The organism is Nocardia sp. NPDC050413 (genome assembly GCF_040655475.1).
Classification (GTDB): domain Bacteria; phylum Actinomycetota; class Actinomycetes; order Mycobacteriales; family Mycobacteriaceae; genus Nocardia; species Nocardia coubleae.
Window position 1 is genome coordinate 446,069 of the sequence record NZ_JBFAJZ010000001.1, and the last position, 26,226, is coordinate 472,294.

Here is a 26,226-nt window from a genome sequence, read left to right on the forward strand (position 1 = left end):
TGCTGTCCGCTCTCGGCGCTTGGCCGACGGTTCGCCGCCGTTGACGTGCGGCGTGCCGGTCGGCGACGGTTCGCCGCAGATCAACTCCGCCGAGACCCCGCCACCCACACCGGTCCGGTGAGCAACCAGATCACCGTGATCACGCCGAGCGAACCGAAGATCCCCATCAGCTGTTCGCGCTGCTCGGCGTCTGCCACCGTGTAGCTCAGCGCCAGGGTGAGCGCGCCCGCGATGGCGGCGGCGCCGAGCCAGCGGGCGAAGTCGGCCCATTCCTTGCGGGTGCGTTCCGGCCCGTATTTCGGCACCCGGACGGGCGCGGGTCCGCCGGCGAAGCGGTGGGCGAAGCGCTCGTCCAGCCACCGGATCATGCGCGGTCCGAACATCACCGTGCACCCGAGGTAGATCCCGGCGATCCGGTGCGCGAACGTCACTTCACCGCCGCGATGCAGGTCGATCGCGACGGCGACCACCAGCACCACGTCCAGCGCGGGAACCAGCGCAAGGGTCACGGTGCTGGCGCGGCGCAACCGGAGCAGGTAGCGCAGGGCCAACCCGCCAACCACCAGCACCCAGAAGCCGATCTCGCACCCCGCGATCGTCAGCAGTACCGGGTTCGTCAGTTCGTTCATGCGTTCAGGGTGCCGAACCGGGCGCGGTGGGCACATCCGGCTTCCGGTCGCGGGCGGGTCCGTCCTTCGGGGGACGTCTACCACCGCCCGATGTGCTGGAATGAGCAGATGCCCACCGTCCGCGCGCCCATGGACCGGCTCGTGGAGGCGTTCGACAGCGCCACCTCCGCGGCCGTCGGGGTCTTCCTCGTCGGGTTGCTGCTGTGGGGGGTCGGTGGCTGGTCCATCGTCGTCGACCGCGATCTCTACCCGCCCGCCGCGAAACTGGCCCTGCTCTTCGCCGCCCTCGCCATCCAGCTCACCGCGCAGCGCAGGCCCGCGCTCGCGTTCGGCCTGATGATCGTGTTGCTGGCGGGCGACTTCGTCTTCGGGCCCTCGCTACCGCTGTGGATCGCGCTGACCGACGTGATCTTCCTTGCGGTGAGCACCGGGTCGGCCCGCCTGTCGGTGGTGGTCGGCTGGTTCGCGTTCCTGGTGACCGTCGGTGGGGCGCTGCTCGCCCTGGCCCTGCTCGGGGTGCGGGCCGCGCTCTACGCCGGTCTGATCGGGGTCGCGCTCACCTGGTCGCCCCTCGGCTACGGCCGGGCCGTTCGTGCCTCCCGGCGGATGGTCGACGCCGAACGCGACGCCGGTCGCGCCGAACTCGCCGCGCGCGACGCCGAACGGTCCGCCGCCATCGGGGAGGAGCGCAGGCGCCTGGCCCGCGACCTGCACGACGCGGTCGCCGGTCACGTCTCGGCCGTCGCCATCCTCGCCGAGGTCGCGCAGCGCGACCCGGGCAATATCGGTGTCCTGCAAACGATCCGGTCGAGCAGCCTGGCCGCCATGGAGGAGATGCGGACCACGATCGAACTGCTCACCGGACCCGACGACAGCGCCGTCACGACCCGGCTGGCCTCGCTGGACGGCCTGATCGAGGCGGCCGAGGCGGCGGGCGGGTCGGTGTCGCTGCGGCGGCCCGCCGACCTGTCGCTGCCGCTGGCGGTCGAGGCCGTGGTCACCCGGATCCTCGGCGAGACCATCACCAACGCGACCAAACACGCACCGGGCGCGCCCTTGGACATCGAACTGCGTCGAGAGGGCGCCGGGTTGGTGGTCGAGGCGAGCAACCCCCTCGGTTCGGAGGTGGCGACAGGCCACGGAAACGGGTTGCGCAACATGATGTTCCGCGCCGAATCGATGGACGGCACCGCGACGGCGGGCGCCCGCGACGGCCGATGGCATGTTCGGGTCCGGATCCCCCTGGAGGCCAGATGACGGTGACCGTGCTGGTGGCCGACGATCACGCCGCGATCCGCGCGGGCCTGAAGATGCTGCTCGAGGCCACCGGGGAGGTGCGGGTGGTCGGTGAAGCGGCCGACGGTGCCGCGGCCGTCCGCCAGGCCAAGGCGCTGAGCCCCGACGTCGTCCTGATGGACGTGCGCATGCCCCGCGTCGACGGCCTGGCGGCCACGGCGGCCGTCGTCGCGGAGACCAGCGCCAAAGTCCTGGTCCTCACCACCTTCGCCATCGACGACTACGTGCTCGGCGCGCTGTCGGCAGGCGCGAGCGGGTTCTTGCTGAAATCGGTGGGCGGCGACGACCTGGTCCGCGCCGTCCGGGCGGTGGCCGACGGCGACGCGGTGCTCGACCCCAAGGTGACCCGGGCGGTGATCGCCGCCCTTCCGCGCGCGGAGGAAACCGCTCCACCCGATCTCTCGGCCCTCACCGACCGCGAACGGCAAGTGCTGGCCGGTCTCGGCGCGGGCCTGTCCAATATGCAGATCGGCACCCGCCTGCGAATCGGTGAGGCGACGGTGAAAACGCACGTCTCGCGGGTGCTGAGCAAGCTCGGCGTGCAGTCACGCGTGCAGGCCGCTGTCATCGCGGCACAGGTCGGTCTCGAATTTCCGTGACGCCAATTCGTGCCGTTTGAAACGGGCACGCCGGTTCAATACCCATGTCAGGGCGCGGAGGTGGCCTGCGGAGTGTCGCGCATGCCACCCGACCCGCCTGAGGTTGAATATTCAATAGATCTGGCTCTACCGCGTCACGCGTTCTCGACATCGGCGTCACAACGAACAACCGACGAAGGAGCAACGATCGTGAGCATGATCCTGGCCGCTGTGCACGACACCTATGGCATCGTTCTCGCGCAGGTGGGCAACCCGACGCCGGAGGCGCCGCCCATGGCCGACAAGGTGCTGCAGCTCGGCCGGTACTTCACCTGGATGATCCTGCTGTCCGGCGTCACCGCCATCACCTACGGCGGCGGCCGCTTCGCCTGGGAGAAGTGGAACGGCGGCGGCCTGCAGTCACCCAAGATGATCGCCAGCGCGATGGCGGGCGGCGCGGTCGCCACCAGCGCGGGCACCATCATGAACGCGGTCATCGGAGCCTGATCCGCCCGCGCCGATCGGGCACAGTGGTGGAGTGAGTGTTCACGTAGCCACCCTGCACACCGACGAAGATCTCCATGCGGCGAGCGCGGTGTTCCGCGCGGCGATGGTCGGCCTGCCACCTTCCCCGCCCGACAGCGACCACCTGTCCGAACCCGGACGCACGCTCGGCGCCCGCATCGACGGGCAGTTGGTCGGCACCGCCGAGTCCTATACGAGCTGGCTGGTAGTGCCGGGCGGCACGCGGGTGCCGCACGCCGCCGTCACCCATGTGGGTGTCCTGCCAACCCATACGCGCCGCGGCGTGCTCACCAGCCTGCTGCGCACCCAGCTCCACGACATCGCCGACCGCGGTGAAGTCGTCGCCACCCTGCGCGCGTCGGAGGGTTCCATCTACGAACGCTTCGGCTACGGCGTGGCCAGTTCCTTCGCGACCTTCGACATCCGTCGCTCCCGTGCTCGCCTGCGTGACACCGTGCCCGGCTCCGGGCCGGTGCGGTTCGTCGAGCCTGGTCAGGCCTGGAAACTGTTCCCGCAGATCTACGCCACCGCCGATGTCTCCTGGACCGGTGCGATCGCCCGTCCCGAGTACTGGTGGACACGGCGCGAACTCGGCGCGACCCCGCCGCTGTACACCGTGACGCACGGCCCCGCCGGTGCCGAGGACGGTTTCGCTCGCTACCACCCCGTCGACACCGCGAGCTGGTTCACCAGCCCCGAACGGGTGATCGTGGTGGACGACCTGGTGGCGACCACCCCGCAGGCCTACATCGGGTTGATCCGACACCTGCTCACCGTCGATCTGGTCGACAAGGTGACCATTGCCTTCGCCCCGGTCGGTGCGCCGCTGCGGCACCTGTTCGCCGACGAACGCGCGGTCCAGGTCGCTGCCGTGCGAGACGAGACCTGGTTGCGGCTGGTCGATGTGGCTGCGGCGCTGGCCCGTCGTACCTATCGGGACGCGCCGCCGGTGATCATCGAGGTCGACGACGCGATCCTGTCCGCCAATACGGGCAGGTACCGGGTCGCAGCCGACGCGGTTACCCGCGTGGACGACGCACCCGACGTGAGCGTCGATGTCGCCACCCTCGGCGCGGTCTACCTCGGCGGGTCGACGTGGGCGCAACTGGCCCTCGCGGGCCGCGTCGTCGAGCACCGCCCCGGCTCCGTGGACGCCGCCGACGCCCTGTTCGCCACGCCCACACAGCCTTTCAGCGGCACCTTCTTCTGATTCACGGACGGAAGAGCTGCTCGCTGGGGCCGAGCGGACGCAGGGTTCGCGACACCTGGGCGACCAGTTGCCACGGTCGCTTCGCGTCGGTCGAGGCTTTGCCACTGGTGAGGATTGCCCCGGACAGTCCGCGGATAGGGTCGGCCCAGCCGTACTGGGTCGTCAAACCGCTTCGTCCGAAATGGAATTCGGTGTCGGGGCCGAACTTCGATCGCCGCGCGCCCAGTTCGAAACCGGCGCGGCTCACCCGGCCCGCGGCACCGGGCATGCGGTCCGCCGGGCTGATCGCCGTGCGCACGGTGTCGGGTTCGAGGATCCTGATCCCGTCCAATTCGCCACCCCGCGCGAGGATTTCGTAGAACCGGGACAACTCCTCGGCGGTGGTCACCAGGTTGCCCGACGGCAGTTCGGCGGTGAGGAAGGCGTCGTTGGTCGCCTTGGAAGCCTTGTCCATGCGCCCGCCGACCGCCTTGTTCGTCAGGAACAGCATCAGCCGCGAGGGCGGGGGACCAGTCTTGACGCTCGGCACCACCTTGTCGACGTCGGCCGGGTCGACCCCGAAATTGTTCCAGCGGAAGCCCAGTGGCGTGAGGACCTGCTCGGCCAAGTGCTCGCGCATCCGCTTGCCGGTCGCCCGCTGCACGAGCAGCCGCTGGATGAGCCCGCTCGTCAGCGCGTGATACACGCGGAAGCGCCCCGGTGGCCAGCTGGGCCGCAGTGCGATGAGCGCCTCGACCGCGAGGTCTTCGTCGATCGCCAGCTGCGCCCCCTGGTAGGGCGGGGTGATGAACGGAATGCCCGCCGAATGCGACAACACATCACCGATGGTGATCGCCCCCTTGCGATGCGAGGCGAACTCCGGGATGTAGTCGCACACAGGATCGTTCGCCGCGAACGCACCCTGCTCGATCAGGATCGACATCACCGTCGCGGCAACACCTTTCGCGGTGGAGAACCCGCAGAACGGCGTGTCTGGCGTAACGAGAATCTTCTCCGCGTCGGGCCCGTCGGCAGGCGCATTACCCCACCCGTGCCCGATGGCCCGATTCAGCACAACCTTCCCATTGCGCCGCAAACACACCTGAATGGCCGGCGTCGTACCCATCGAATACCAGTCCCGCACCGAAGCCCACAACGCCTCGACATCGGCACGGGTGGACCCGGCGTCGGCCGGATCGTCCTCATACCCGACCGTCGTCACCGAGTCCAGATCATCGGCAATTGTCACCAGTGCGCCGGTAGGTGAGTTCATCGGGCCAGCCTACCGATGCTGGCTCCTGACCTGCTCCCATCAGTGAAGCACGCTCACGTCAGCGGTCGCCTTTCGTAAGGCACGCGGCCAAAGCTCTAACCAGCGTCGCAGGTTCGATTCCCCGGCAGGACACGCAGAATATAGGCAACCGGAAAACGCCTGGTGATCGTCGATGACTACTCGGTCTGATCTCATTCGCGAACCGGTGCGTGGGGGTCAGGGGCTCGAGCCCCCTTGGCTCCAGGTGTAGCCGGGTTTTGCTGGCATGGCGGGCGATGCGTCCGGCTGCGGAGAACAGCCGTAGTTGTAGCGTTTTGGGTTCTCAACGGCGCGCGTCGTGGTCGTGCAGGGCCAGGTTTGCATCCATGCGGTCAGATCCATAGGGAGCGCGACCACCGCCAACCAGATCCGGTTCGAGTCGAAGGAATTGAACGGAAGATTGCGTAACCCAGTGTCTTTCGCAGCCCGGATGCGGTCCTCGCAGCGTGCCGGCGCTCAGCTCGTCGAAAGCGCTGTCGCGCGCAGAGTGCCGGTATGGACCTGTGCAGACACGTTCTTGGGCGACATCAACGCCGATGCCCCCGAGGGCGATCTGAGGAGACTCGTCGACCTCGGCGTAACGGCGTACTCACCAACCTGCCAGAGCTGCTGATCGATATGGTGCGCTGAGAACGTGCGCGATCTTCGGCTGATCGCGCTGCCACGGTTAGAGCCTGGATCTGGCGCCACGTGGCACCGGGGGCATTCCGGATAAGGAGCGACGAGTAGTCAGCACGGCGCTGGTTGCGTGACGTGTCGAAGCTCTAGTGCTCGCAGTCAGCGTGGATCGGTCGGCTGTAGATAATTGTGCTGCAGGCAACCGGGGGTAGTCACATATTCGAAGGTTGCGCTATTCCGTAGATGGTTTTGTCCGCGACCTGTGACGGGTGGCACGTTGTCACCGACACCGAGCGAAGATGTTCACGAATCACCATCACGAACCCTCATCGCTGCCAGTTTCCGTTATGCGACTTGGCAATTCGAAGACACCACGTTTTGGGACGAAATCGATTCGGCGAGCCGGGTCGCCCGGCATATCGAGGCGGTAGGTCCGAACCTGACCTACACCGCTGCCACGTCGCTGGCCGAGGTGCTCGCCGCCCGCGATGACGGCGGGCTGGATGCGGTACGCGCTTACGAGCAGCAGTACGGAGTTCACCCCGAGGTCGCCATACCAGCCGAAACGCTGGCCGGTCTTGCGCGGACCAACGGACTGGAGTTCATCAATCACTGGAGAGCCGCGCGCGCCAGCCTGGAAACATAGGGACCGATGCCTACCGGCATGAATCTGAACCGTCGGCGCGGCTAACCTCGGAGACTCTTCTGCCGCTGAGCATGTGGGTTCGGCTGGCCGCCAGACGATCTCGCGAACACACACAGATCTCGCCCGGCGCGTTGACGGCTCGGGGATCGGCGGGGAGGTCGGGTGCCGAGCGGTTATAGGCTGTGTCGGAAAGCATCTCGAGTAAGATCGGTGGAAAAGCTGTGCTGGCGGTCCCAACGCATTGGATGACGAGCCCCGACTGGGTCGAGGCGGCACAGGACATGAGAAAGCGTGTCGCGGAAGAAATCTCGTTGTTGGAGCAGGCGCCGGACATGATCGACGTGACCTGCATGGTGGCGCAAACGTCGCTGGTAAACCAATGCGCGGTGAATCCGACCGGATCTCGCATCGAGACCTGGGAGGCGGTGGTTCACGCATTGCAGGTCGGGACAGCGTTGTATCAGATCATCGATCGGGCAGAAGGGGTAGTCGAGTGTTTCATCGCCGATGAGGTTCGTCGGCTGCCCGCGATCGGGCCGATCGCCAAGGGGACGGTCCATACCTGGCTGACGACCTTCTATCTAGCCGTCATCTGCGCCGATGGCGCACGGCTGGAACTGCTTTCGCGGGTACCGATCGGACGTCTGCGGAACCCGGACGTACTTGTCGATGAGTTCCTGTTCAGCTGGGTCGACACGTTGCAAACTTGGTACCGGCAAGAGCCGGAATGGGCCGAAAAGTTGATGACCACGATTCGAACCTCCTATCCAGAGGTCGCGACGATCATGCCCGGCGACTACCTGGGTCGCATCGCGTATCAGCCGATCAATCTCTTTTACACGTTGCTCTGCCATGACGACAGATTCAACGAGGCACTGGTCGAAGCGCTGGGGCACCACCACGCGTACTGGACTGAAAGTCCGGATCGAGAGAAGGATCTGGAGGGATGCATAGCCCTGGGTGTGCTCGCCATGACATGCATGGCCAAGGACATGGGTGTGAACCTCACCGTCGAATCCGAGTACATTCCCAGACACCTCGTTGAAGGTAGCTGGCGCGGCGAATTCGTGATCTAGACCAATGTCCGTTCATGCCGCTGCGCGGTCGTTTGAGTAGGCAGATCCTCTGGCCTGCAAACGATCTCGCAGACGTCTGCAACTGCCGATCTCAGCGCATTGCTGACAGCCCGATCTGTCAGTCAACCCACGCGAGTTCGGTGAGGTCCAAGATGTCATCCTCGCGAAAATCTGTGATCTCGGGGGCGAGGTCAACCGGGACCTGGTACAGGCACCCTTCTTCGCCAGAGTCGGCGTACTCGGTGTGAGCATCGGCAAGAATCTCGGCAAAGAACCCAGGAAATTCGCCTTCGTATTGAAGGTCTGTAGGCGCTAAAGGCGAGAAGCTGTTTCTCGGGCCGCTCTGAGGGCATGCGTCAGCTGACGGTCGATCGGCGTCAAGGGTCCCTCACAGGATCCCAGCGGGCAGACAGGACCCTACGTCCGGACCGAAGCTCTGTGCCAGACCTGGCAAATACAGGCTGCCGATGTAGCTTGTCCAGACGACAAGGCTACATAGGTTCGACCGGAGGTGAGAAGGCCAGACCGTCCCGAACCATCGAGCTAGGGCTTCGATTTGGCTCGCTTCGGATTCGGTGAACTGTACCGAGCTCTGCGGCGGGGCGCTGCGCCTGCACGCAAAACTGAACGAGCACAAACATGATCGACAGCAAGCTGGTGCTCCTCGAGGGACGTCTGGCGGCCGTCGGTGCCAGGTCGAGGACGGAGACGAACAATCTTGCTCGGCATCTGGGCGACCAGCGCACGTAGCGGCACACAGGGCTACGCGCTGTGTGGGTTCATGTGGTCGGACTAACTCGTGCACCTGCACCCCACTATTACTTCTGTGGAGCGGATGTATCCAGCGGTACCGGTACTAAGGCGATTTCGTTCTTTGCGTCAGAGGCCCCCGGCTCGAGCCATTGCCAGAGGGGCGGGCGCTCGAGTACAACAAGAACCGTGTTCTGGTAGCCCAGTTGACCTCCGTAATGTCGTAATTTCGTCAGATCCCTCTTCTGTTTGGCGGCACTGCTATCCGCCTTACAGACCTCGATCGCGAGCAAATTGCACGTGGTGGATGTACGTCTGTGGACAATCACATCGGGAAACACGTCGCGCTCGACACCATCGTCGTACGTCACGCGCTTGGTGATCTGATTGCCGCCATCGCTCTCGGGTGCGTCGTCGACAGGTTCGCTGACCGCCGACCGGGGTCCCATGCGGTTGTGGTCAGAATCGACATCGACCGTGTAATTGCGACCGTGCACAACCGAAATCAGATGGCGCGCCAAGTGCGCGCTTACGGTCCGTTCGTGCGTATTTGCACCTATATGGAATGAATCGAAGGCGTAGAGCCCGTCCAAGGCCTCTCGAAGCATGTCCTTGAGGTCGTCACGCCCGGGAAGTCTGGACGCGGGGGAGCGCCCGTCTGGCTTGCAGGTCGATTCGGGGCTCGGAGACACAGGCACACCGAATTCTCGCATGACGTCCGGGCGGGCCGCGTGCATTCACTCGCTGGACGTGTCATGTATTTACCGCGCCGAGCGCATCGCGCATGGAAGCGAAAGGCCGAGGTTCGGTCCAGTCAATTAGGAATCGTCTGCTTCCTCGGGCAACTCTGCTCGTTGAGGGTGGTCGAGGTCTGACCGTGGGGCGAGATGGAGTGGTCTCGGGCTTTGGGTTCGGTCATCCCACGACGCGGCCTGTTGGCACAGGCGTGCAGTGAAGCGGAACGTGGCGTTCGGGCCAGGATCCGGCTGCGGCGACAGCGATCTTTCGCTCGCGGTGCCGCCGACGATGGCGGTCAGACCGTGCCAGTCCTTTCCGATGAGGGCCTGCTTGTCGTCTGGGACGGTCTATCGCGTGTATGCACCGCCAGCGCGAGCAGACACCGCCCCGGCTCGATATGTGCGGGTGGGTTGGGCGAGAAGCCAGCTGAACGTTCCTCTTCGTCGTGCTCGTACAGCGACGCGCGTGGCAGATCCGGCTGGTGGGGGTCGGCGGTGGTCCGTCGTTGCCGCGATGGGTCGGCTGGGCGACACTGTCCTCGTTGGCACACCGGACTACGGCGAGGTCGGGGCGCGCGAGGGTCGCCCGGCAGCAGCCCGGAGTTTGTCGGTGCCTAGGTCTCCAGTGTGGTGGGCGAGATTGCCGATGCTGTAGGGCATCCACCGTTCTTCGCCTACATCGATGGCTGGTACAACACCCAGCGTGTCCAGACGAGGCTTCGTTGGCGATCGCCCGACGAGTACGAAGCCAGTTACCATGGCCGGGTTCCAGCCGGAACCAAGTAATTCGCTCTCCGGCTCAGCGGGGAACCTCAGGAGACCGTCGCCATTCAACGATCACCGAGAGTGTGTCGTCACAATCCCTCAACCAACCTGCTTGGGCAGTACAACCTAGGGGTGGGTGGGTTTGCGGCGGTCGGAATCACTGCGCAGCACGCAGAACTCGTTGCCTTCGGGGTCGGCGAGGATCACCCAGCCCGAACCGTCGGGATTCCGGTGATCGGCGACGAAAGTGGCGCCGATGCCGAGCAGGCGGTCTACCTCCTGATCACGGGAGGTTTCGGGGCGCAGGCACAGATGGATTCTGTTTTTGATCGTCTTGGTCTCGGGTACCTGGTTGAAATGGAGTACCGGGCCCTCTGCGAGCAGGACTTGAGTCTCCTCGGCGCCCGGCCCGTCCTCCGGATGTGTCGGGCTGCCGGTGACACTGCTCCAGAAGAGCGAAAGCGCATAAGCGTCCGCACAATCGATCGCCACGTGCTGCACCAGAGAGACCATGGTGCAATCATTCCCGAAACTTCACGCCCGACACCACGCAATTGCGGCACCCGGTGAGCCGGAGCCGTTCAGTGGTCGCCGATATGAAGGGTGCGGCCTCGGGAGACCGGGAGGCCGCATCCAGTCCTAGACGATTTCCGAGGTTCCCGAGCAGATGACCATCTGGGGGACGAAGCCGTTGTTGTGCACCGTGAAGTCGGTGCGGACCATGCCGGTGCCCGTGGGGGACGGAAGTAGAGGGTGCACCACCCCACAGGCTGCCTCCGGCGTGGATGGTGAAGTACGGAACGCCCGGGGCGCCGTACGGCTGCGCCCCGATGACCTGACCGCACCGGACATCACCATCGCGCCTGCGACTACTCCCGCCGCCGCTTTCCAACCAATATGCTTTTGCGCCAACATTTCTCGCCCTTCTTCAGGGGCGAACGGGTTGTCAGGCGACCGCATCCGCCGGGAGGGGGTCGGCGGCGGGTGTGCGGCCTACGGCGGTGACCGCCCGGCGGGCGTAGGCGCGGACGTCGGCGTCGGGGTCGGTTACCGCGGATTCGAGGGCGTCGAGTGCGGTGGGGCTGTCCAACCAGGTGGACAGGGACAGGACCGCTGCCTTGCGGACGTCGAGATGGCGGTCGGACAGGGCCGCACGTAGCGGTTCGACCGCCACCTCCGGGCTCACACCCGCCAGGCCTTTCGCGGCGCCGACTCGAACCTGCCAGGCGGAATCGCGCAGTGCGGCGACGAGACCGGCGATGTCGTCGGTGCCGAGGGCGGCGTAGGCGGTGAGCGCGGCGGCGCGGACCAGCGGGTCAGGGTCGGCGGCCAGGGTGCGGATCACCTCGTGACCGCCCGCCCCGATCGAGGCAAGCCCCTGGGCGACCGCGATGCGCACCTCCCGGTTGGCATCGCCTGCGATCGAGGCGACCGCGGCGTCGTCGTCGAGCGAGACCAGCGCACGCACCGCCTCGATCCGCACCCGATGATCCGTATCGCCCAGTGCGACACGGAATTCCGTGGTCGTCCCTGCTCGCAGTGCGCGCAGCAGATCGACTACGGTGGCACGCACCAGCGGGTCGGGGGAGCTGAGATGCCAGGCCAGTTCGCCGGGCCCGGGCAGGACCTCCACCAGTTCGCGCAGGCTTTCGGTGGCCGCATGGCGCACCGAGGCGGCCTCGTCACCGAGGGCACGCACCAGTTCGTCGGCGAATCCCTCGGGGGTGTTCTCGGTCAACACCGACAGCGCCGCTACCCGAACTACCGGATCGGCATCGTTCAAGTAACTCGAAATATCCTCGACCGGAGGTGAATCCAGTGCGAGCAACGTGACCAGTCGTGGCGAGGACGGCGACACCGGCGCGGCAACCTCGCGCACCGGCGCCTCCCGCTGAGGTGCCCGGGTGGCGACCAGCTCCGGCTGGGCGATCACCTCGACGATCGGCTCGGCCGACGGCACGTCGTCGAGACCGGGTACCGGCACCAGATAGGGCGCCACCGATCGTTTGACGAATTCCATCTCACCGTCGGCGGTCTTGCGCAGATTCAGGTGGAAATTCCACGACTCGTCGTCGCGGTCGGGCAGGTCGGCGCGATCGTGGTAGAGCCCCCACCGCGATTCGGTGCGCGTCAGCGAACTGCGCGAGGCCATCTCGGCGCAGTCCCGGATGAACTGGACCTCCACCGCGCGCATCAGCTCGTGCGGGGTGGTCGCACCGATCCCGTCGACCTCGGCGCGCATCCGCTCGAAGGTCTCCACCGCGATCGACAGTTTCGCCGCCGTCTTCGGCGGCGCCACATAATCGTTCACGAACCGGCGCAGCTTGTACTCGACCTGGGTCTGCGGCGGACCCTCGGGCTGCCGCAACGGACGGTAGATCAGTTCGTGGGCCTCGGCGAGCTGATCGGCGGGCAGCGAACCCGGCGCCTCGACCTCGGCCAGCGTCGACGCCGCGTGCGCACCCGCGAGGTCGCCGTAGACGAACGCGCCGATCATGTAGTTGTGCGGCACGCACGCCAGGTCACCGGCCGCGTACAGTCCGGGAACCGTGGTGCGCGCGTTCTCGTCCACCCACACGCCCGAGGCCGAATGCCCACTGCACAAACCGATTTCGGAGATATGCATCTCGATGTCGTGGGTGCGGTAGTCGTGACCGCGGTTGGCGTGGAACGTTCCGCGAGTGGGGCGTTCGGTCGTGTGCAGGATCGATTCGAGGGTAGACAGCGTCTCGTCGGGCAGATGCGACACCTTGAGATAGATGGGGCCGCGCGCGGATTCGATCTCCTGCTTCACCTCGGCCATCATCTGGCCCGACCAGTAGTCCGAATCCACGAACCGTTCACCCTCGGCATTGACCTGATAGCCGCCGAACGGGTTGGCCACATACGCGCAGGCCGGGCCGTTGTAGTCCTTGATCAGCGGGTTGATCTGGAAGCACTCGATGCCCGAGAGCTCGGCGCCGGCGTGATAGGCCATCGAGTACCCGTCACCGGCATTGGTCGGATTCTCGTAGGTGCCGTAGAGGTAGCCCGAGGCAGGCAGCCCGAGCCTGCCGCACGGACCCGTTGCCAGGATCACCGCTTTCGCGGCCACCTCGACGAATTCGCCGGTGCGCGTGTTCAATGCGGCCGCACCGACCGCGCGGCCGTCGGCGGTGAGCACCCGCACCGGCATGAGCCGGTTCTCGATCCGGATCCGCTCGCGCATCGTGCGCTGACGCAGCACCCGGTACAGGGCCTTCTTCACGTCTTTGCCCTCGGGCATCGGCAGCACGTACGAGCCCGAGCGGTGCACGCGGCGCACCGCGTACTCGCCGTACTCGTCCTTCTCGAACTTCACCCCGTAGCGTTCGAGACGCTGCACCATGGCGAAACCCCGTGTGGCCGTTTGGTACACGGTGCGCTGGTCGACGATGCCGTCGTTGGCGCGGGTGATCTCGGCGACGTAGTCCTCCGGTTCGGCCTTGCCGGGGATGACGGCGTTGTTCACGCCGTCCATTCCCATGGCCAGCGCACCGGAGTGGCGCACATGCGCCTTCTCGAGCAGCAGCACGTTCGCACCGGCCTCGGCGGCGGTGAGCGCGGCCATCGTGCCCGCGGTACCGCCACCGATCACGAGCACATCGCAGTCGAGGCGGACGCGGTCGTCCAGATCGGGAATGTTCACAGTGACTCCAGGATTCGGGACCTCAGCGCGGTGCGGTCGACCGGTTCGCGCGGGTCGGGGACCTCGACGACCGCGCGCAGCGTGCCGGCGCCGAGCACGGCGATCCGGTCGCCGAGGCGCAGCGCTTCGTCGAGGTCGTGGGTGACGAAAACGATGGTGGTGGGGTGTGCGCGCCAGGTGTCGACGAGCAAGCGCTGCATCTCGGCGCGGGTCTGGCTGTCCAGTGCGCCGAAGGGCTCGTCCATGAGCACCGCGCGCGGCGAACCGGCCAGGCTGCGGGCGAGTTGCACACGCTGGCGCATCCCGCCCGACAGATCGCGAGGCAGATAGTCGGCGTAACCGGTGAGCCCGACCTCGCCGAGCCAGCGCAGCGCCTGTTCCCGGCGCTCCACTCGCGCGACACCACGAAGACGCAGCGCCAGTTCGACATTGGCGCGAGCCGTGCGCCACGGCAGCAGCGCGTCGTCCTGGAAGACCAGCGCCCGATCCGCCGACGGCCGGGTGTCGACATCACCGTCGGCCCGGATCGTCCCGCCGCTCGGCTCGCGCAGTCCGGCGATCGCACGCAACAGGGTGGACTTGCCGCAGCCGGACTTGCCGACCAGGACGAGGATCTCCCCGGCGCCGATCGACAGATCCAGGTCGCGGACAACGGTTCTGGTGCCGTAGCTGACGCGCACCGACTCAAGATCGAGGCGCATGCCGGTCGAGACGGCGGTGGCGATGGTCATGAGACGACCTCTCTCGGCAGCCAGCGGGTGGCCCGCCGACCGGCCAGTTCGACGATTCCGGAGGTGAGGAAGCCGAGCACGCCGATGGTGATCATGCCGACGAACACGGCCGGGTAGTCGATGATGGTGTAGGACTGCCAGGTGCGGTAGCCGATCCCCAGGCGACCGGAGATCATCTCCGCGGAGATCAGGCAGATCCAGGCCACCCCCATGCCCACGGACAACCCGCTGAACACGCCGGGCAGGATCCCGGGCACCACCACCCTGGTGAGTACCTCGCGCCGCGACGCACCGAGGGTGCGGACGGCGTCCTCCCAGATGGTCGGCAGCGCGCGCGTCGCGTGCCGGGTGCTCACCAGCACGGGGAACAGCGACGCGGTGAAAGTGATGAAGACGATGCCCGACTCGTCGCTGGGAAACAGCAGGATCGCCACCGGGACCAGCGCGATCGCCGGAATCGGCCGCACCAGTTCGGCCAGCGGACCGAACACATCGGCCAGCAACCGCGACCGGCCCAGGCCGATGCCCGCCAGCACCCCGACGACCGCGGCCAGCCCGAACCCGGTGACGATCCGGATCAGCGACTGCGCCACATCCAGGTAGTACTGTCCGCTGCCCAGGTGCTCCCCGAATTCGGTGACGATCTCGGTCACCGTGGGCAGGGTGTCGAACCGCAGCCCGAATCGCACATCGCCGGCGGTGAGCAGTTGCCACAGCCCGATCGCCGCCACCACCGATCCGACCCGGATCAACCGCGAAGTCCACGAGGAATCAGCGGTGGTTACGTCACTTCCACTGGTGGACAGTGTGCCGACCGGCGTTTCCGGTGATGCGGGAGCCACCGTGGCCTCGATGGTCGGGGTGGGTGCCGCGGCAGCGCGGGCGGTGGGGGTCATCCGCGAACCTCCGCGACGGCCTGGTCGTAGGTGACAGTGATGGCTGTCGGGTGGGTGCCCCTATAGCGGTCGGCCGCGGCCTGGGTGGTGAACGGCAGGTACCGGGTGCCGTCACGCAACCAGATCGCCTTGTCCGCGAACCAGCGGGTGCCGAGTTCCGCATCGGGAACGTAGGCCGCGCGAACGGTCTTGCCCTGTGCCTCGGCGGCCTGCACCGCCCGCAGCAGGCAGTCGGGGTTCGCGGCGGGCTGCGGTTTGTCGGCGCCCTCGACCCACACCTCACCGGCCAGTGCTGGATCAGTCACGGGCACAGCGCACACCGGGTCGGTGCCGGTGACCTTGCTGGGGTTCGTCGACTCGGCCAGGGTCGCGTCGTAATCGCGGCCGGTCTCGGCGAACGCCTGCCGCAGCGGCCCGTCCTCGACGAACGCGTCGATGTCGAGGTCGGCGAAGTCACCGATCGACTTCAGATAGTTCACATCGCCTTTGAACGCCTCGATCAGCTTCGCCTTGAGCGTGGTGTCGAAGCTGGTGCCGCCCGGACCGTTGTAGAGGTACACGACCTCCTGCGGCAGACCGGACCCCTTCGCGACGAGATCGGCTGCCTCGAACGGCTTTTCGTTGAGGAAGGCGGTCGCGTCCAGCTGCGCGGCAAGGAATGCCTGCAGCACTTCGGGATGCTCGGCCGCATACGCCCGCCGGGCCACCACCCCGTGGAAGGTCGGCACATTCAGCTCGGCACCGTCGTAGAGCAGCTTGGCCTTGTTCTGCTGCGCCAGCAGACCCGGCCAGGCCACGAACTGCGACAGCGCGCTCACCTGATGCGATTCCAGCGCCGTCGCCCCGACCTGGGGTTGCTGGTTGAGCACCTCCACACCCTTCGCCGGATCGATGCCCGCCCGGCTCAACGCCTGCACCAGGGTGCCGTGACCCGCCGAACCCACACTGGCCGAGATCTTCTCACCGGCCAGGTCGGTCAGCGAGCGCGCGGGCGAATCCTGCGGCACCACAACCATGTTCAGCGCACCCTTGGGGTTGTAGCCGGTGATCGACACCAGCTCGGTGCGGGAACGCTCGGCTGCCTGGGTGCGTGAACCGTTGATCAGCAACGGGTAGTCACCCATCGACCCGATATCGATCTTCTCCGCCACCATCTGGGCGGTGATCGGCGCACCGGTGTCGTAGTCCTGCCACTCCACCTGGTACTTCGCACCACCCGCATCGGTGATGCGCTGCAGGCGCTGTTCCAGGTAACCCTGCGCGCGCAGCAGCGTGCCCGCGGTGACGGTGTTGATGGTCTTGGACTGATAGCCGATGACGACCTTGACGGTTCCGGCCGGTGCGGCCGTCGAGCTCTCGAGCGAGCACCCGGCCGCGCCGAGAGCGACGGCTAGGGCGACGGGCAGCAAACGAGTGATCTTCATGCGTGGGGTTCCCGGGTTCAGCGGAGCAGGTAGGGCATGTTGACGGTGACGGCGCCGGTGGGGCAGCGCGCGGCGCAGGGGCCGCAGTACCAGCACTCGTCGACGTGCATGTACGCCTTGCCCGAATCCTCGTGAATGGCAAGGGAATCGAGCGGGCACATGTCGACGCACAACGTGCAGCCGGTGATGCACAGGGATTCGTCGATCGTCACGGGGACGTCGGCGCGCTGGGGCACGAGGGCCATCTAACGGACCTTCCATTCGGGTGCGCTGCGCACGAGGCTGCCGCGCATGGTGATTCGATCGCCGCGCATGCGGATGTATTCGAGATCGACGGGTCTGCCGTCGTCGAGGCGGGTGAGCCGCTCGAGCATCAGCAGCGGCGCACCGGCCGGGGCGTCGAGGGTGACGGCGGTGTGTGGGTCGGCGGCCACCGCCTCGAGGGCGATCTCCGCGTCGCCGAGCGAGCGGCCGGTGATCTGCTCGAGCAGGACGAACACATCGGTGCTCGCGAGATCATGGGCCAGCACCTCGGCACCGATGTCCGGGACGAGGTAGGTCAGGTCCAGGCTCAGCGGCAGGTCGGCGAGGAACCGCAACCGCTCGATGTAGACCACCTGCTCGCCCGGTGTGAGCCCGAGCCTGCGGGCCACGGCGGGCGGCGCGGTGACGGTGCCCGCCACACGCACTTCGTTGCGCACCGTGCCGTGCTCGGCGAGGGTTTCCTGCAAACCGAGCAGCACGTCGAGTCCGTGATCGAACTTGCGGGCCGCCACCCGGGTGCCCACCTTCGGGGCACGGTCGATGAGCCCCTCGTCGCGCAGCAGCGCCAGCGCCGCGCGGACGGTATTGCGGGAGGCGCCGTGTTCGGCGGCCAACTCCTGTTCGCCGGGCACCGTGCCGTCGAGCGCGCCCGACAGGATCTGGTGGCGCACCACGTCGGCGACGCGACGAGCCCGATCGGCGCGCCGGTCGTGCCCCGGCTCTTTCGTGCCTGTTCTCTCGCTGACCTGCATGAACAGCGACGATAGTGGCGATTACGCCGGTGCCCGCGGCGCGCGGAACGGCACGAAATCGGGCCGATCTGTTTGCGCCGGGTGGCGGGTCGCGCGACCTGCGCGAACCCGGCCCGCTACGGGTATTGCGCCACCCGGCGCCACGAGGACGGCCTTGGAATCAGGCCGATCGTAATGTCAGGGCTGCCCCGGCTTGAGCACGATGAACAGCCCGTTGGCCTCGGCGCAGAGACGGTCACCGTCGTGCATGGTCGCCTTCAGGTACACCTTGCGGCCGTCGCGCCGTTCGGCGTGGGCGCGCACGGTGAGTTCCCGGTTGAGCGGGGTAACTGATCGATAGTCGACGGTGAGCGAGGCCGTGCGGGTCACCGCACCGGTGGCCAGCGCGGCGGTCATGCCGAGGATGTCGTCGAAGGCGAGCGAGATGTGCCCGCCGTGCGCGGCCTGGTTGCCGCCCAGGTGGAAGGTGCGGAAGGTGACCTTCGCGGTCACCCCGTCACGGTCACCGCTGACGACCGTGTACGGCGGCAGGGTGATATTTCCGCGCGCGGGTAGATCGGTGCGCGTCCAGCTCGGCGAGGACCACTCGTCGACCACGGCCTCGTCCAAACGGGCATTGAGCTGCTCGAGCGCGACGATCGTCTCCTTGGCCAGCTCGTCGGACGGGTTCGCCAGTCGCGCGCGGTCCATCAGCTCGCGCACCTGCTCGATGAACTCGCCGTAGTGCGGTCCGCCGATCAGGGTGTCGCTCTCGCTCGCGCGCGCTTCGATGAGCTCGGCCATCGGCCGGAAGCCGCCCTCGTGATGCGTCTGGTCGGGCCGCGAGTCGCCGACGTTCTTCTCGTCCATATGCAACACGTTATCGTTTCCGAGCTGGGCGTTCGCGCGGGGGACCGCCGCCGGTCGGTTAGGCTCGATGCCGATCATCATCGACGGCGAGAGGCTTGGCATGAGTATCGCGGCGGTTGTGTTCGACATGGACGGTGTGCTGATCGACTCCGAGCCCGTCTGGGAAAAGGTCCGCAAAGATTACGTCACCGTCAATGGTGGTCGCTGGCAACCGGATTCGCAGCAGCGCATGATGGGCATGTCGACCGTGGAGTGGTCGTCGTATCTGGCCGACGACCTCGGTGTCGCTCAACCGGCCGACAAGGTCGCCGCCGACGTCATCGATCTGATGGCCGACGAGTACGCCCAGCACCTGCCGCTGCTGCCCGGCGCTGTCGACGCCGTGCGGCGCTGCGCGGATTCCTGGAAGCTCGGGCTCGCCAGTTCTTCTCCCGCCTCCCTGATCGCGCTCGTCTTGGAGAAGGCGGGGTTGATGCAGAGTTTCGCGGTCGTGCTGTCCACCGAGGAGGTGGGACGCGGCAAGCCCGCGCCCGATGTGTACCTCACCGTCGCACAGCGTTTGGGAGTCGACCCGAACAATTGTACGGCGGTGGAGGATTCGACCAACGGTCTGCGATCCGCGCACGCCGCGGGGATGCGGGTGATCGCGGTGCCGCGACCCGAATTTCCGGCCTCGGCCGAGGCACTCGCCCAGGCCGAGGTGGTCATCGACGGTCTCGATCAGCTCACCGCCGACGTGATCACCGGTTGATCAGAAACTGCCGGTGACACCGTCGATGCGTTCGCGCAGCAGGTCGGCGTGCCCGTTGTGGCGGGCGTACTCCTCGATCATGTGCAGATACACCCAGCGCAGCGTGTAGCCGTCGGAGCGCCACGGCACCTGGAACACATGGTCGAGGGGGAGGTCGGCGACCGCGGCGTCGCAGGCGGCGACTTCGGCGTGGAACAGGTCGAAGACCTCTGGTGCCGGGCGCGAGTCCAGGTCGTCGAAGTCGGCGTCGGGTTCGAGTTCGGAGGCGTACACCGGGCCGATGTCCTCGCCGGCGGCCGAAACCCGGAACCAGCCGCGTTCGACCTCGGTGAGGTGACGAACCAGCCCGAGCAGCGACAGATTCGACGGCGGAACCGAACGTTTCGCCAGCTGCGCGGCGTCTAGCCCACCGCATTTGTTGAGCAACGTCTGACGGTGGAAGTCCAACCAGGACTGCAACATCGGGCGTTCGTCGGCGCCGACCAGGGTGCGGGTCGGCACGAGTTCGGGCGCCTGCCAGGTCATGGGTGCGAGGCTAGTCGCCGTCGTCCGATCGCGCAGTCCGATTACCGCGACGATGCCGGTCACGGGTCTCGGCGCGCAGTCCGGCACACTGGCCGGATGGGTGCCGAGCATGTCGACCTGCCCGAGGTCGTTGTCCACGTCGGTGACGGTTCGGACGCGCCACGCGCCGTCGACCCCGCCCGCCTCGGCGCCGACGCCGTGAACCCGGCCCCCGACCACCCCTTCCTCCTGCTCACCCGGGGGCCGGACCACATCCAGGCCCGCTACCTGCCCGACGGCACCTACGAGATCGAGCACATCGCGGGCACCGACCACCGCCACCTGTTCACCACCGATGCGGTGCTGGTGCGCGATGTCGTCTGGTCCTGGATCCAGCGCGACACCTGGTGGTCCGACACCGTCGCGTGGACGACCGTCGACCCCGCGCTCGCCGAAATCGACGCCCTCCGCGCCGAACTCACCGACATGCTCGACGGCATGTCCCTGCTCGACAGCGTCACCGGCGACCTCGACGCGGCTCTCGCCCGAGCCGACGAACTACTCACTTCCGAACCGGATTTCGACGACGGGTGACGGCGGAAAGGTCGCCGCGGTGACGAACCCGCGGCGACCCTCCCGTCAGTCCTCGTCGCCTTCGCACCAGTCGTCGAATGCCTCGAACTCGGCCTCGTACTGGGGTGGGACGGAGTCTTCGACCGCGTCCTCGATGGGATCCCACACCCGGTTGCAGTTCTCCGGGGCAGGTGGCCAGGACTCGATGTACTGGACCAGCGGGGTCTTCGGCGCTTCGGGTTCCTCGGCGTTCGCCACCGCGGCCGAACTCAGGGCGAAGGCACCCGCGACGGCCGCGGCGGTGACGATCCGGTAACCAGCTCTCACAACATCCTCCTGTCTTCGGCGGCACTCCATGCCGGCTCGATTCTGCCTCCGCCTTACCCACGGACCGTTCGTCCAAGCACGCGGGAGCTGTCGTGTCGCGGCATAAGCCACGCTTATGTGCTCGTCGCGGATCGGGATCTACCCGGGGGTGCGTGGCCCGGCGATGGTGGGGAGGTGAATCGCGTAGGAACTGTCGTGCCGGGTCTGGGTCTGGCCCTGCTGCTGGCCGCCGTCGCCACTCCGGTGGGCAAGGTGCTGCCGATGGCCGGAGCGCCGGTGGTTGCCCTGATCGCCGGCGCGGTGACCGGAATGTGGTTGCGGCGCCGGGGGAGTGCGAGGTTCGAGCCGGGCCTCGACGTGGCCAGGCAGCGGGTGCTCGGGTGGGCCATCGTGCTGCTCGGGCTCGGTCTGCCGATGGGTTCGGTGCTCGGTGTGGGGCGCGAGACCGCTGTCGTCCTGGTCGGCACACTCGCCGCCGGTGCCGTCGCCGCGTTCGTCGTCGGCCGGATGCTCGCCGTGGACCGTGAGTCGGCGACCCTGATCGCCGCCGGGTCGACCATCTGCGGTGCCTCCGCCATCGCCGCCGCGACGGCGGTGCTCCGACCCGATCGGCAACGGGTGGCCTACGCGCTCGGCACCATCTTCGTCTTCAATGTCGTTGCGGTACTCGTCTATCCACCGCTGGGCCGGGCGATCGGGATGTCGCCGCAGGCGTTCGGACTCTGGGCGGGCACCGCCATCAACGACACCTCCTCCGTGCTGGCCGCCGGGGTGGTGTTCGGGGCGGGCGCCGCGCAGTTCGCCGTTGTGGTGAAGCTGGTCCGCAGTCTGGCCATCATCCCGCTCTGCCTCGGCCTGCATCTGGGGCGGCGACGGCTGGCCGAGCGAACAGGCACAACTGCCGGCTCCCTGCGCGAGAGCTTCCCGCTGTTCGTCGTGATGTTCGTTGCGGCGTCCATCGTCGCCGCCACCGGCATCCTGCCCTCGGCTCTCACCGAGCCACTCGCCGCGACGAGCGGCTGGTTGATCACCGCCGTCCTGGCCGCCATCGGCACGTCCCTGAGCCTGGACCGCCTGCGGTCCGCGGGTCCACGTCCGCTGCTCCTCGGCGGCGCCATCGGCGTGGTGCTCGGCACCTCGAGCCTGGCGCTGATGGCGCTCACCGGCTGGTGCTGAAACCCGAGGTCAGGTGCGTATTCGGCGCCCGGCGGAGATCATCGTGGTTTGCTGGAGAGGTGCGCACACGAAGCCGGATCGCCGCCGCCGCCCTCGGCGTCATGCTGTGGGGCGAGTGGGTGAACTGGCGTGCGTCCCGAACCGAGGCGCGCCCCGACACCGGCGGATCGGAAGCGGTGGTCGTGCTCGGATACCGCAATGCCGGACCGAGCGCCAACGCCATGAACCGATGGCGGGTACGTGCGGGTCTGCGTTCCCTCGACCCAGGGGCGAGCGAATCGCGGCTGGTCCTGTGCGGCGGTGCCTGCGCGGGGCCCGACACCGAGGCATCACTGCTGGCCCGCTACGCGCGCGAACGCGGGTACACCCGTGAGCTCGTGCTCGAGGAGAACAGCCGATCCACCTGGGAGAACATCGCCTTCGCCCTCCCGTTCCTGAAGGACGTCGATCGGATCAAGATCGTCTCCCTGCCGACGCACGCCGCCGTCGCCCGCCGCTACCTCGCGGAGCAGAGCCCCGAGCTCGCTACCCGCCTGGTGCGTGGGCGCGACTACCGATTCGGGGAGTGGATGCCGCTCAAACCGGTGATCGCGCTCTACGGGGTCGCGAAGCACCTGCGCCGCACACCCGCGACCGGTGCGTGATGCTGCCACCGGGAACCCCCGACCTCGACGTCCTCGATCTGCTGGTGTCGGTCGCCGAGCTGGGTAGTCTCGGCGCCGCCGCGCGCCGCCACGGCATCACCCAGCCCGCCGCGAGCATGCGCATCAGCGCCCTGGAACGCCGAATGCGGGTCAAACTGCTCGACCGCGGGCCGACCGGATCGGAACTCACCGACGCCGGCCGCGCCGTCGTCGAGCACGCGCGGCCGGTGCTCGCGGCCGTGCGCGACCTCGTCGACGACATCGACCGGCTGCGTGCCGCCCAGGCCACGCGCCTGCGGATCGCCGCATCGAAAACCATTGCCGATCATCGCATTCCGCATTGGCTGGCGGCCTTGCGCACCGACCATCCCGAGGTCGTCGTCGCCCTGGACGTCGAGAATTCCACCCAGGTCGCCGCCCTGGTCCGCGACGGCGCCGCCGACGTGGGTTTCGTCGAAGGTCCACACCCGCCGGCCGGGCTCGGCAGCCGCGTGCTCGGCTCCGACGAACTGGTCGTCGTCGTGGCGCGGGACCACCCGTGGGCGCGCCGGAAGACCCCCGTGACACTCGCCGAGCTCGCCCACACCGCCTTGCTCTGGCGTGAACCAGGCTCCGGCACCCGCGACACCGTCTGGGACCTGCTCAGCAGCGCGGGCGCACCGGCGGGCCCGGCCGCCGAACTCGGCTCGGCCGCGGCCATCGTCGCCGCCGCGCGAACCGGGATGGCCCCGGCGGTGCTGAGCCGCCTGATCGCCGCACCCGATCTGGCCACCGGCGCCCTGGTCGAGGTGTCCTCGACCGATGCCACCCGCCTCACCCGCAAGTTCCGGGCCATCTGGCGGCGTAGCAGCCCACCGACCGGCCCCGCCGGGCTCCTCGTCGAGCGCGCCGCCCGCCTCGAAGAGGCCCGCCGCTAGCGAATTCGGCCGGTGTGTACCGCTCGGTCCAGCGAAATGGTGCGTCGGCGGCACGGACAGCTCTAGGCTGTATTCGCTACACACTGTGGAGGTTGGATCTATGACGGTCGACATCGTGACCGAACCGGCGACGGAGGAACTGTGGACCGGATCGGCCCGCTCGGCCGGCACACCGCCCACGTCGATGATCGAGCGGATGACACTCATCCTCGACGCCTTCGACGCGACCACCCCGACCCTCACCCTGCTCGGCCTGGCCGAGCGCACCGGCCTGCCCAGGTCGACAGTGCATCGCATCCTCGATCAGATGATCCGATTGCGTTGGCTCGCACACACTCCCGGCGGTTACCGCCTCGGACTGCGGGTGCTCGAACTCGGCGGGCTCGCCGCCGAACACAACGAACTACGTGAAGTGGTCGGCCCGCTGCTCTACGACCTCAGCCAGCGCACCGGCCTGGTCGGACACCTCGCCGTGCTCGACGGCCGCGAGGTGCTGTTCCTGGATCGCGCGGGCAGGCGCGGGCAGGTGGCGATCCCCACCCGCATCGGCGGTCGGTTACCGGCCCACTGCACGGCCCTCGGCAAAGCGCTGCTGGCCACCCTCGAACCCGGCATCGCCGAGGCTTCGCTGCGCGGCAACACCGTCGCCCGCACGGCCCGCACCATCATCGACCGGGTGGAACTGCACCGGGAACTGGCCCGCATCCGGCACCGTCAGGGCGTCGCCGTCGACACCGAGGAATCGCTGCCCGGCGTGGGCTGTGTCGCGGTCCCGATCCGTGGCCGAGGCGTAGCGGTAGCCGCTATTTCGTTGTCGGGCACCGTAAACGGCGACCGCGCCGCCCTCGACACCGCCCGGCTGGCGCGCGCCCTCGCCGAGGTCGCCAACGAGGCATCACGCGCGCTGACACCCCGGCACGGGCGCGGCTGACTAACTCCGGCGCGCCATCGCCCGGCCCGCGGCGCGGCCGGAGAAGATGCAGCCGCCGAGGAACGTGCCCTCGAGCGCGTTGTACCCGTGCACACCGCCGCCGCCGAACCCGGCGACCTCACCGGCGGCGTACAGGCCGTCGAACACCGAACCGTCCGGACGCAGCACCTGCGAGTCGAGGTCGGTCTGCAAGCCGCCCAACGTCTTGCGGGTCAGCACATTGAGCCGCACCGCGATGAGCGGACCGTGGGCCGGATCCAGGATGCGATGCGGGGTGACCACCCGCTGCAACTTGTCGCCGATGTACTTACGGGCGGCGGTGATCGCCGCGATCTGCGCATCCTTGGTGAAGGGGTTGGTCACCTCGCGATCGCGAGCGACGATCTGCCGTTCCAGTTCGGCGGCATCGAGCTTCGGTCCGCGCGCGATCTCGTTCATGCCGTCCACCAGGGCGGGGAGCGAGTCGGCGACCACGAAATCCACACCGTGCTGCTTGAACGCCTCGACCGGACCCGGTGCGCCCTTGGCGAGGCGGCTGCGCAGCGTGAGCTTCCAGTCCTTGCCGGTGATGTCGGGGTTCTGCTCCGAGCCGGAGAGGGCGAACTCCTTCTCGATGATGGTCTGGTTCAGCACGAACCAGGAGTAGTCGTAGCCGGTCGACAGGATCTGGCGCATCGTGGCATTGGTGTCGAAACCGGGGAAGCACGGTGCGGGCATGCGTCGGCCGTTCGCGTCGAACCACAGCGGCGACGGACCGGGCAGGATGCGGATGGCGTGATCGGGCCACACCGGATCCCAGTTGTTGATGCCCTCGGTGTAGTGCCACATGCGATCACGGTTCACCAGGGCCGCGCCCGCGCTCTCGGAGATGCCGAGCATCCGCCCGTCGACGTAGGCGGGTACGCCCGAGATCATCGTCTCCGGGCACGGGCCGAGGCGCTCGGTCGGCCAGTTGCGCCGGATGATGTCGTGCGCGTGCCCGATGCCGCCCGTGCTCACCAGCACCGCAGGTGCCTGGAAATCGAAGTCGCCGACCACGTCCCGGTTCGAGGCGACACCACGCTCGGTGTCGCTGGGCGCGAGCACGCTGCCGCGCACACCGGTGACCGCACCGTCGGTGACCACCAGTTCGTCGACCCGGTGGCGGAAGGCGAACCGCACCAGGCCCTTGGCCTCACCGGCCAGCACGGGCTCGAGGAACACCCGCAGGACCTCCGGACCGGTACCCCAGGTGAGGTGGAAACGGGGAACCGAATTGCCGTGACCGTCGGCGAGGGAGCCGCCGCGTTCGGCCCAGCCGACGATCGGTGTGATGCGTAAACCCAAGGCGTGCAGGTAGTCCCGCTTCTCGTCGGTCGCGAAGCGCACGTAGGCGCGCGCCCACTCCACGGCCATGCTGTCCTCGCCGTCGAGGCGATCGAAACCGGCCGACCCCATCCAGTCCTGCAGGGCGAGGTCGTAGGAATCCTTGATGCCGAGGCGGCGCTGCTCGGGGGTGTCGACCAGGAACAGCCCACCCAGCGACCAGAACGCCTGCCCACCCAGATTGGCGCGGTTCTCCTGATCGACCACGAGGACCTTGCGTCCAGCCAGCACCAGCTCGTGGGTGGCGACCAGGCCCGCGAGCCCGGAGCCGACCACGATCGCGTCGGGGGAGAAATCATCGGTGGGCTGGGGTGCTGCGCTCGACATGTAGGAA

Annotated in this window: 27 protein-coding genes and 1 pseudogene; 12 read left to right on the forward strand and 16 right to left on the reverse strand. The window is 67.7% G+C overall.

Annotated elements, in window-relative coordinates; all coding sequences use genetic code 11:
• Positions 1-80: 80 nt before the first annotated feature.
• On the reverse strand, positions 81-629 hold the full coding sequence (locus AB0I19_RS02165; RefSeq protein ID WP_357143490.1) for a hypothetical protein: 549 nt from the start codon (positions 627-629) through the stop codon (positions 81-83).
• 108 nt (positions 630-737) lie between these two features.
• Here AB0I19_RS02165 and AB0I19_RS02170 point away from each other — a divergent pair, with 108 nt between their 5' ends.
• The 4 genes from AB0I19_RS02170 (at position 738) to AB0I19_RS02185 (ending at position 4,238) form a co-directional block, all read left to right on the forward strand.
• Entirely contained in the window at positions 738-1,886 is a 1,149-nt protein-coding gene (locus tag AB0I19_RS02170) for a histidine kinase (protein ID WP_357143492.1), read from the forward strand.
• Complete coding sequence (locus tag AB0I19_RS02175) at positions 1,883-2,524, forward strand: response regulator transcription factor (RefSeq protein ID WP_067639074.1); 642 nt, start codon at positions 1,883-1,885, stop codon at positions 2,522-2,524. Before AB0I19_RS02170 ends, AB0I19_RS02175 begins: the two co-directional genes overlap by 4 nt.
• Before the next feature lie 195 nt (positions 2,525-2,719).
• Positions 2,720-3,010, forward strand: coding sequence for a hypothetical protein (locus tag AB0I19_RS02180; protein ID WP_174550258.1), 291 nt, complete (start codon positions 2,720-2,722; stop codon positions 3,008-3,010).
• Positions 3,011-3,113: 103 nt separating this feature from the next.
• On the forward strand, positions 3,114-4,238 hold the full coding sequence (locus AB0I19_RS02185) for a GNAT family N-acetyltransferase (RefSeq protein WP_357145078.1): 1,125 nt from the start codon (positions 3,114-3,116) through the stop codon (positions 4,236-4,238).
• A 1-nt stretch (position 4,239) separates the two neighbouring features.
• Here the strand turns inward: AB0I19_RS02185 and AB0I19_RS02190 are convergent, their stop codons facing one another.
• Both AB0I19_RS02190 and AB0I19_RS02195 read right to left on the reverse strand, forming a co-directional pair.
• Positions 4,240-5,490 carry a serine hydrolase gene (locus AB0I19_RS02190; RefSeq protein WP_357143494.1) on the reverse strand — a complete coding sequence of 417 codons (1,251 nt, stop codon included), beginning with the start codon at positions 5,488-5,490 and terminating at the stop codon, positions 4,240-4,242.
• Between the two features lie 241 nt (positions 5,491-5,731).
• Positions 5,732-5,979, reverse strand: a pseudogene (locus tag AB0I19_RS02195) (transposase); the annotation flags it as partial.
• Positions 5,980-6,409: 430 nt separating this feature from the next.
• Between AB0I19_RS02195 and AB0I19_RS02200 the strand changes: the two are divergent.
• Positions 6,410-6,793: a hypothetical protein gene (locus AB0I19_RS02200; RefSeq protein ID WP_357143496.1), complete on the forward strand. Its 384-nt coding sequence runs from the start codon at positions 6,410-6,412 to the stop codon at positions 6,791-6,793.
• A 182-nt stretch (positions 6,794-6,975) separates the two neighbouring features.
• The gene (locus tag AB0I19_RS02205; protein WP_357143498.1) at positions 6,976-7,869 is read left to right on the forward strand and encodes an immunity 49 family protein; all 894 of its coding nucleotides are present in this window, start codon (positions 6,976-6,978) and stop codon (positions 7,867-7,869) included.
• An 818-nt stretch (positions 7,870-8,687) separates the two neighbouring features.
• On the opposite strand, the gene AB0I19_RS02210 is transcribed toward AB0I19_RS02205, so the two are convergent.
• From AB0I19_RS02210 to AB0I19_RS02255, 10 genes are all read right to left on the reverse strand, one after another.
• Complete coding sequence (locus AB0I19_RS02210; RefSeq protein ID WP_357143500.1) at positions 8,688-9,212, reverse strand: hypothetical protein; 525 nt, start codon at positions 9,210-9,212, stop codon at positions 8,688-8,690.
• A 225-nt stretch (positions 9,213-9,437) separates the two neighbouring features.
• Positions 9,438-9,677 carry an RNaseH domain-containing protein gene (locus tag AB0I19_RS02215; RefSeq protein ID WP_357145081.1) on the reverse strand — a complete coding sequence of 80 codons (240 nt, stop codon included), beginning with the start codon at positions 9,675-9,677 and terminating at the stop codon, positions 9,438-9,440.
• A 570-nt stretch (positions 9,678-10,247) separates the two neighbouring features.
• Positions 10,248-10,634 (reverse strand): VOC family protein, encoded by a 387-nt coding sequence (locus AB0I19_RS02220; RefSeq protein ID WP_357143502.1) that lies wholly within the window; start codon positions 10,632-10,634, stop codon positions 10,248-10,250.
• 433 nt (positions 10,635-11,067) lie between these two features.
• A complete protein-coding gene (locus AB0I19_RS02225) occupies positions 11,068-13,788 on the reverse strand; it encodes a fumarate reductase/succinate dehydrogenase flavoprotein subunit (protein WP_357143504.1) in 2,721 nt (906 codons plus the stop codon).
• Positions 13,785-14,519 (reverse strand): ABC transporter ATP-binding protein, encoded by a 735-nt coding sequence (locus tag AB0I19_RS02230; protein WP_357143506.1) that lies wholly within the window; start codon positions 14,517-14,519, stop codon positions 13,785-13,787. Before AB0I19_RS02230 ends, AB0I19_RS02225 begins: the two co-directional genes overlap by 4 nt.
• Complete coding sequence (locus AB0I19_RS02235; protein WP_357143508.1) at positions 14,516-15,415, reverse strand: ABC transporter permease; 900 nt, start codon at positions 15,413-15,415, stop codon at positions 14,516-14,518. Before AB0I19_RS02235 ends, AB0I19_RS02230 begins: the two co-directional genes overlap by 4 nt.
• Positions 15,412-16,839, reverse strand: coding sequence for an ABC transporter substrate-binding protein (locus AB0I19_RS02240; protein ID WP_357143510.1), 1,428 nt, complete (start codon positions 16,837-16,839; stop codon positions 15,412-15,414). The genes AB0I19_RS02235 and AB0I19_RS02240 overlap by 4 nt, the downstream gene beginning before the upstream one ends.
• Before the next feature lie 17 nt (positions 16,840-16,856).
• Positions 16,857-17,084, reverse strand: a complete 228-nt coding sequence (locus AB0I19_RS02245; protein ID WP_019046727.1) for a ferredoxin family protein — start codon at positions 17,082-17,084, stop codon at positions 16,857-16,859.
• The gene (locus tag AB0I19_RS02250) at positions 17,085-17,855 is read right to left on the reverse strand and encodes a GntR family transcriptional regulator (protein WP_357143512.1); all 771 of its coding nucleotides are present in this window, start codon (positions 17,853-17,855) and stop codon (positions 17,085-17,087) included.
• A gap of 177 nt (positions 17,856-18,032) precedes the next feature.
• Positions 18,033-18,704, reverse strand: a complete 672-nt coding sequence (locus tag AB0I19_RS02255) for a PaaI family thioesterase (RefSeq protein ID WP_067489130.1) — start codon at positions 18,702-18,704, stop codon at positions 18,033-18,035.
• 100 nt (positions 18,705-18,804) lie between these two features.
• Here AB0I19_RS02255 and AB0I19_RS02260 point away from each other — a divergent pair, with 100 nt between their 5' ends.
• Positions 18,805-19,455, forward strand: a complete 651-nt coding sequence (locus AB0I19_RS02260) for an HAD family phosphatase (protein ID WP_181697471.1) — start codon at positions 18,805-18,807, stop codon at positions 19,453-19,455.
• Here the strand turns inward: AB0I19_RS02260 and AB0I19_RS02265 are convergent, their stop codons facing one another.
• Entirely contained in the window at positions 19,456-19,980 is a 525-nt protein-coding gene (locus tag AB0I19_RS02265; RefSeq protein ID WP_225279572.1) for a DinB family protein, read from the reverse strand. It abuts the gene before it with no gap.
• A gap of 96 nt (positions 19,981-20,076) precedes the next feature.
• Between AB0I19_RS02265 and AB0I19_RS02270 the strand changes: the two genes are divergently transcribed.
• Positions 20,077-20,553: a hypothetical protein gene (locus tag AB0I19_RS02270; protein WP_357143514.1), complete on the forward strand. Its 477-nt coding sequence runs from the start codon at positions 20,077-20,079 to the stop codon at positions 20,551-20,553.
• A gap of 45 nt (positions 20,554-20,598) precedes the next feature.
• Here AB0I19_RS02270 and AB0I19_RS02275 read toward each other — a convergent pair whose 3' ends face one another.
• On the reverse strand, positions 20,599-20,859 hold the full coding sequence (locus tag AB0I19_RS02275; RefSeq protein ID WP_357143516.1) for a hypothetical protein: 261 nt from the start codon (positions 20,857-20,859) through the stop codon (positions 20,599-20,601).
• Positions 20,860-21,054: 195 nt separating this feature from the next.
• Here AB0I19_RS02275 and AB0I19_RS02280 point away from each other — a divergent pair, with 195 nt between their 5' ends.
• The 4 genes from AB0I19_RS02280 (at position 21,055) to AB0I19_RS02295 (ending at position 24,527) form a co-directional block, all read left to right on the forward strand.
• Entirely contained in the window at positions 21,055-22,035 is a 981-nt protein-coding gene (locus tag AB0I19_RS02280; protein WP_357143518.1) for a putative sulfate exporter family transporter, read from the forward strand.
• Positions 22,036-22,094: 59 nt separating this feature from the next.
• A complete protein-coding gene (locus AB0I19_RS02285) occupies positions 22,095-22,679 on the forward strand; it encodes a YdcF family protein (RefSeq protein ID WP_357143520.1) in 585 nt (194 codons plus the stop codon).
• Positions 22,676-23,596, forward strand: coding sequence for a LysR substrate-binding domain-containing protein (locus AB0I19_RS02290; protein WP_357143522.1), 921 nt, complete (start codon positions 22,676-22,678; stop codon positions 23,594-23,596). The genes AB0I19_RS02285 and AB0I19_RS02290 overlap by 4 nt, the downstream gene beginning before the upstream one ends.
• Before the next feature lie 100 nt (positions 23,597-23,696).
• Positions 23,697-24,527, forward strand: a complete 831-nt coding sequence (locus tag AB0I19_RS02295; RefSeq protein WP_067638995.1) for an IclR family transcriptional regulator — start codon at positions 23,697-23,699, stop codon at positions 24,525-24,527.
• Here the strand turns inward: AB0I19_RS02295 and AB0I19_RS02300 are convergent, their stop codons facing one another.
• Positions 24,528-26,219, reverse strand: a complete 1,692-nt coding sequence (locus tag AB0I19_RS02300) for an FAD-binding dehydrogenase (protein WP_357143524.1) — start codon at positions 26,217-26,219, stop codon at positions 24,528-24,530. It abuts the gene before it with no gap.
• Between the last annotated feature and the right edge of the window lie 7 nt (positions 26,220-26,226).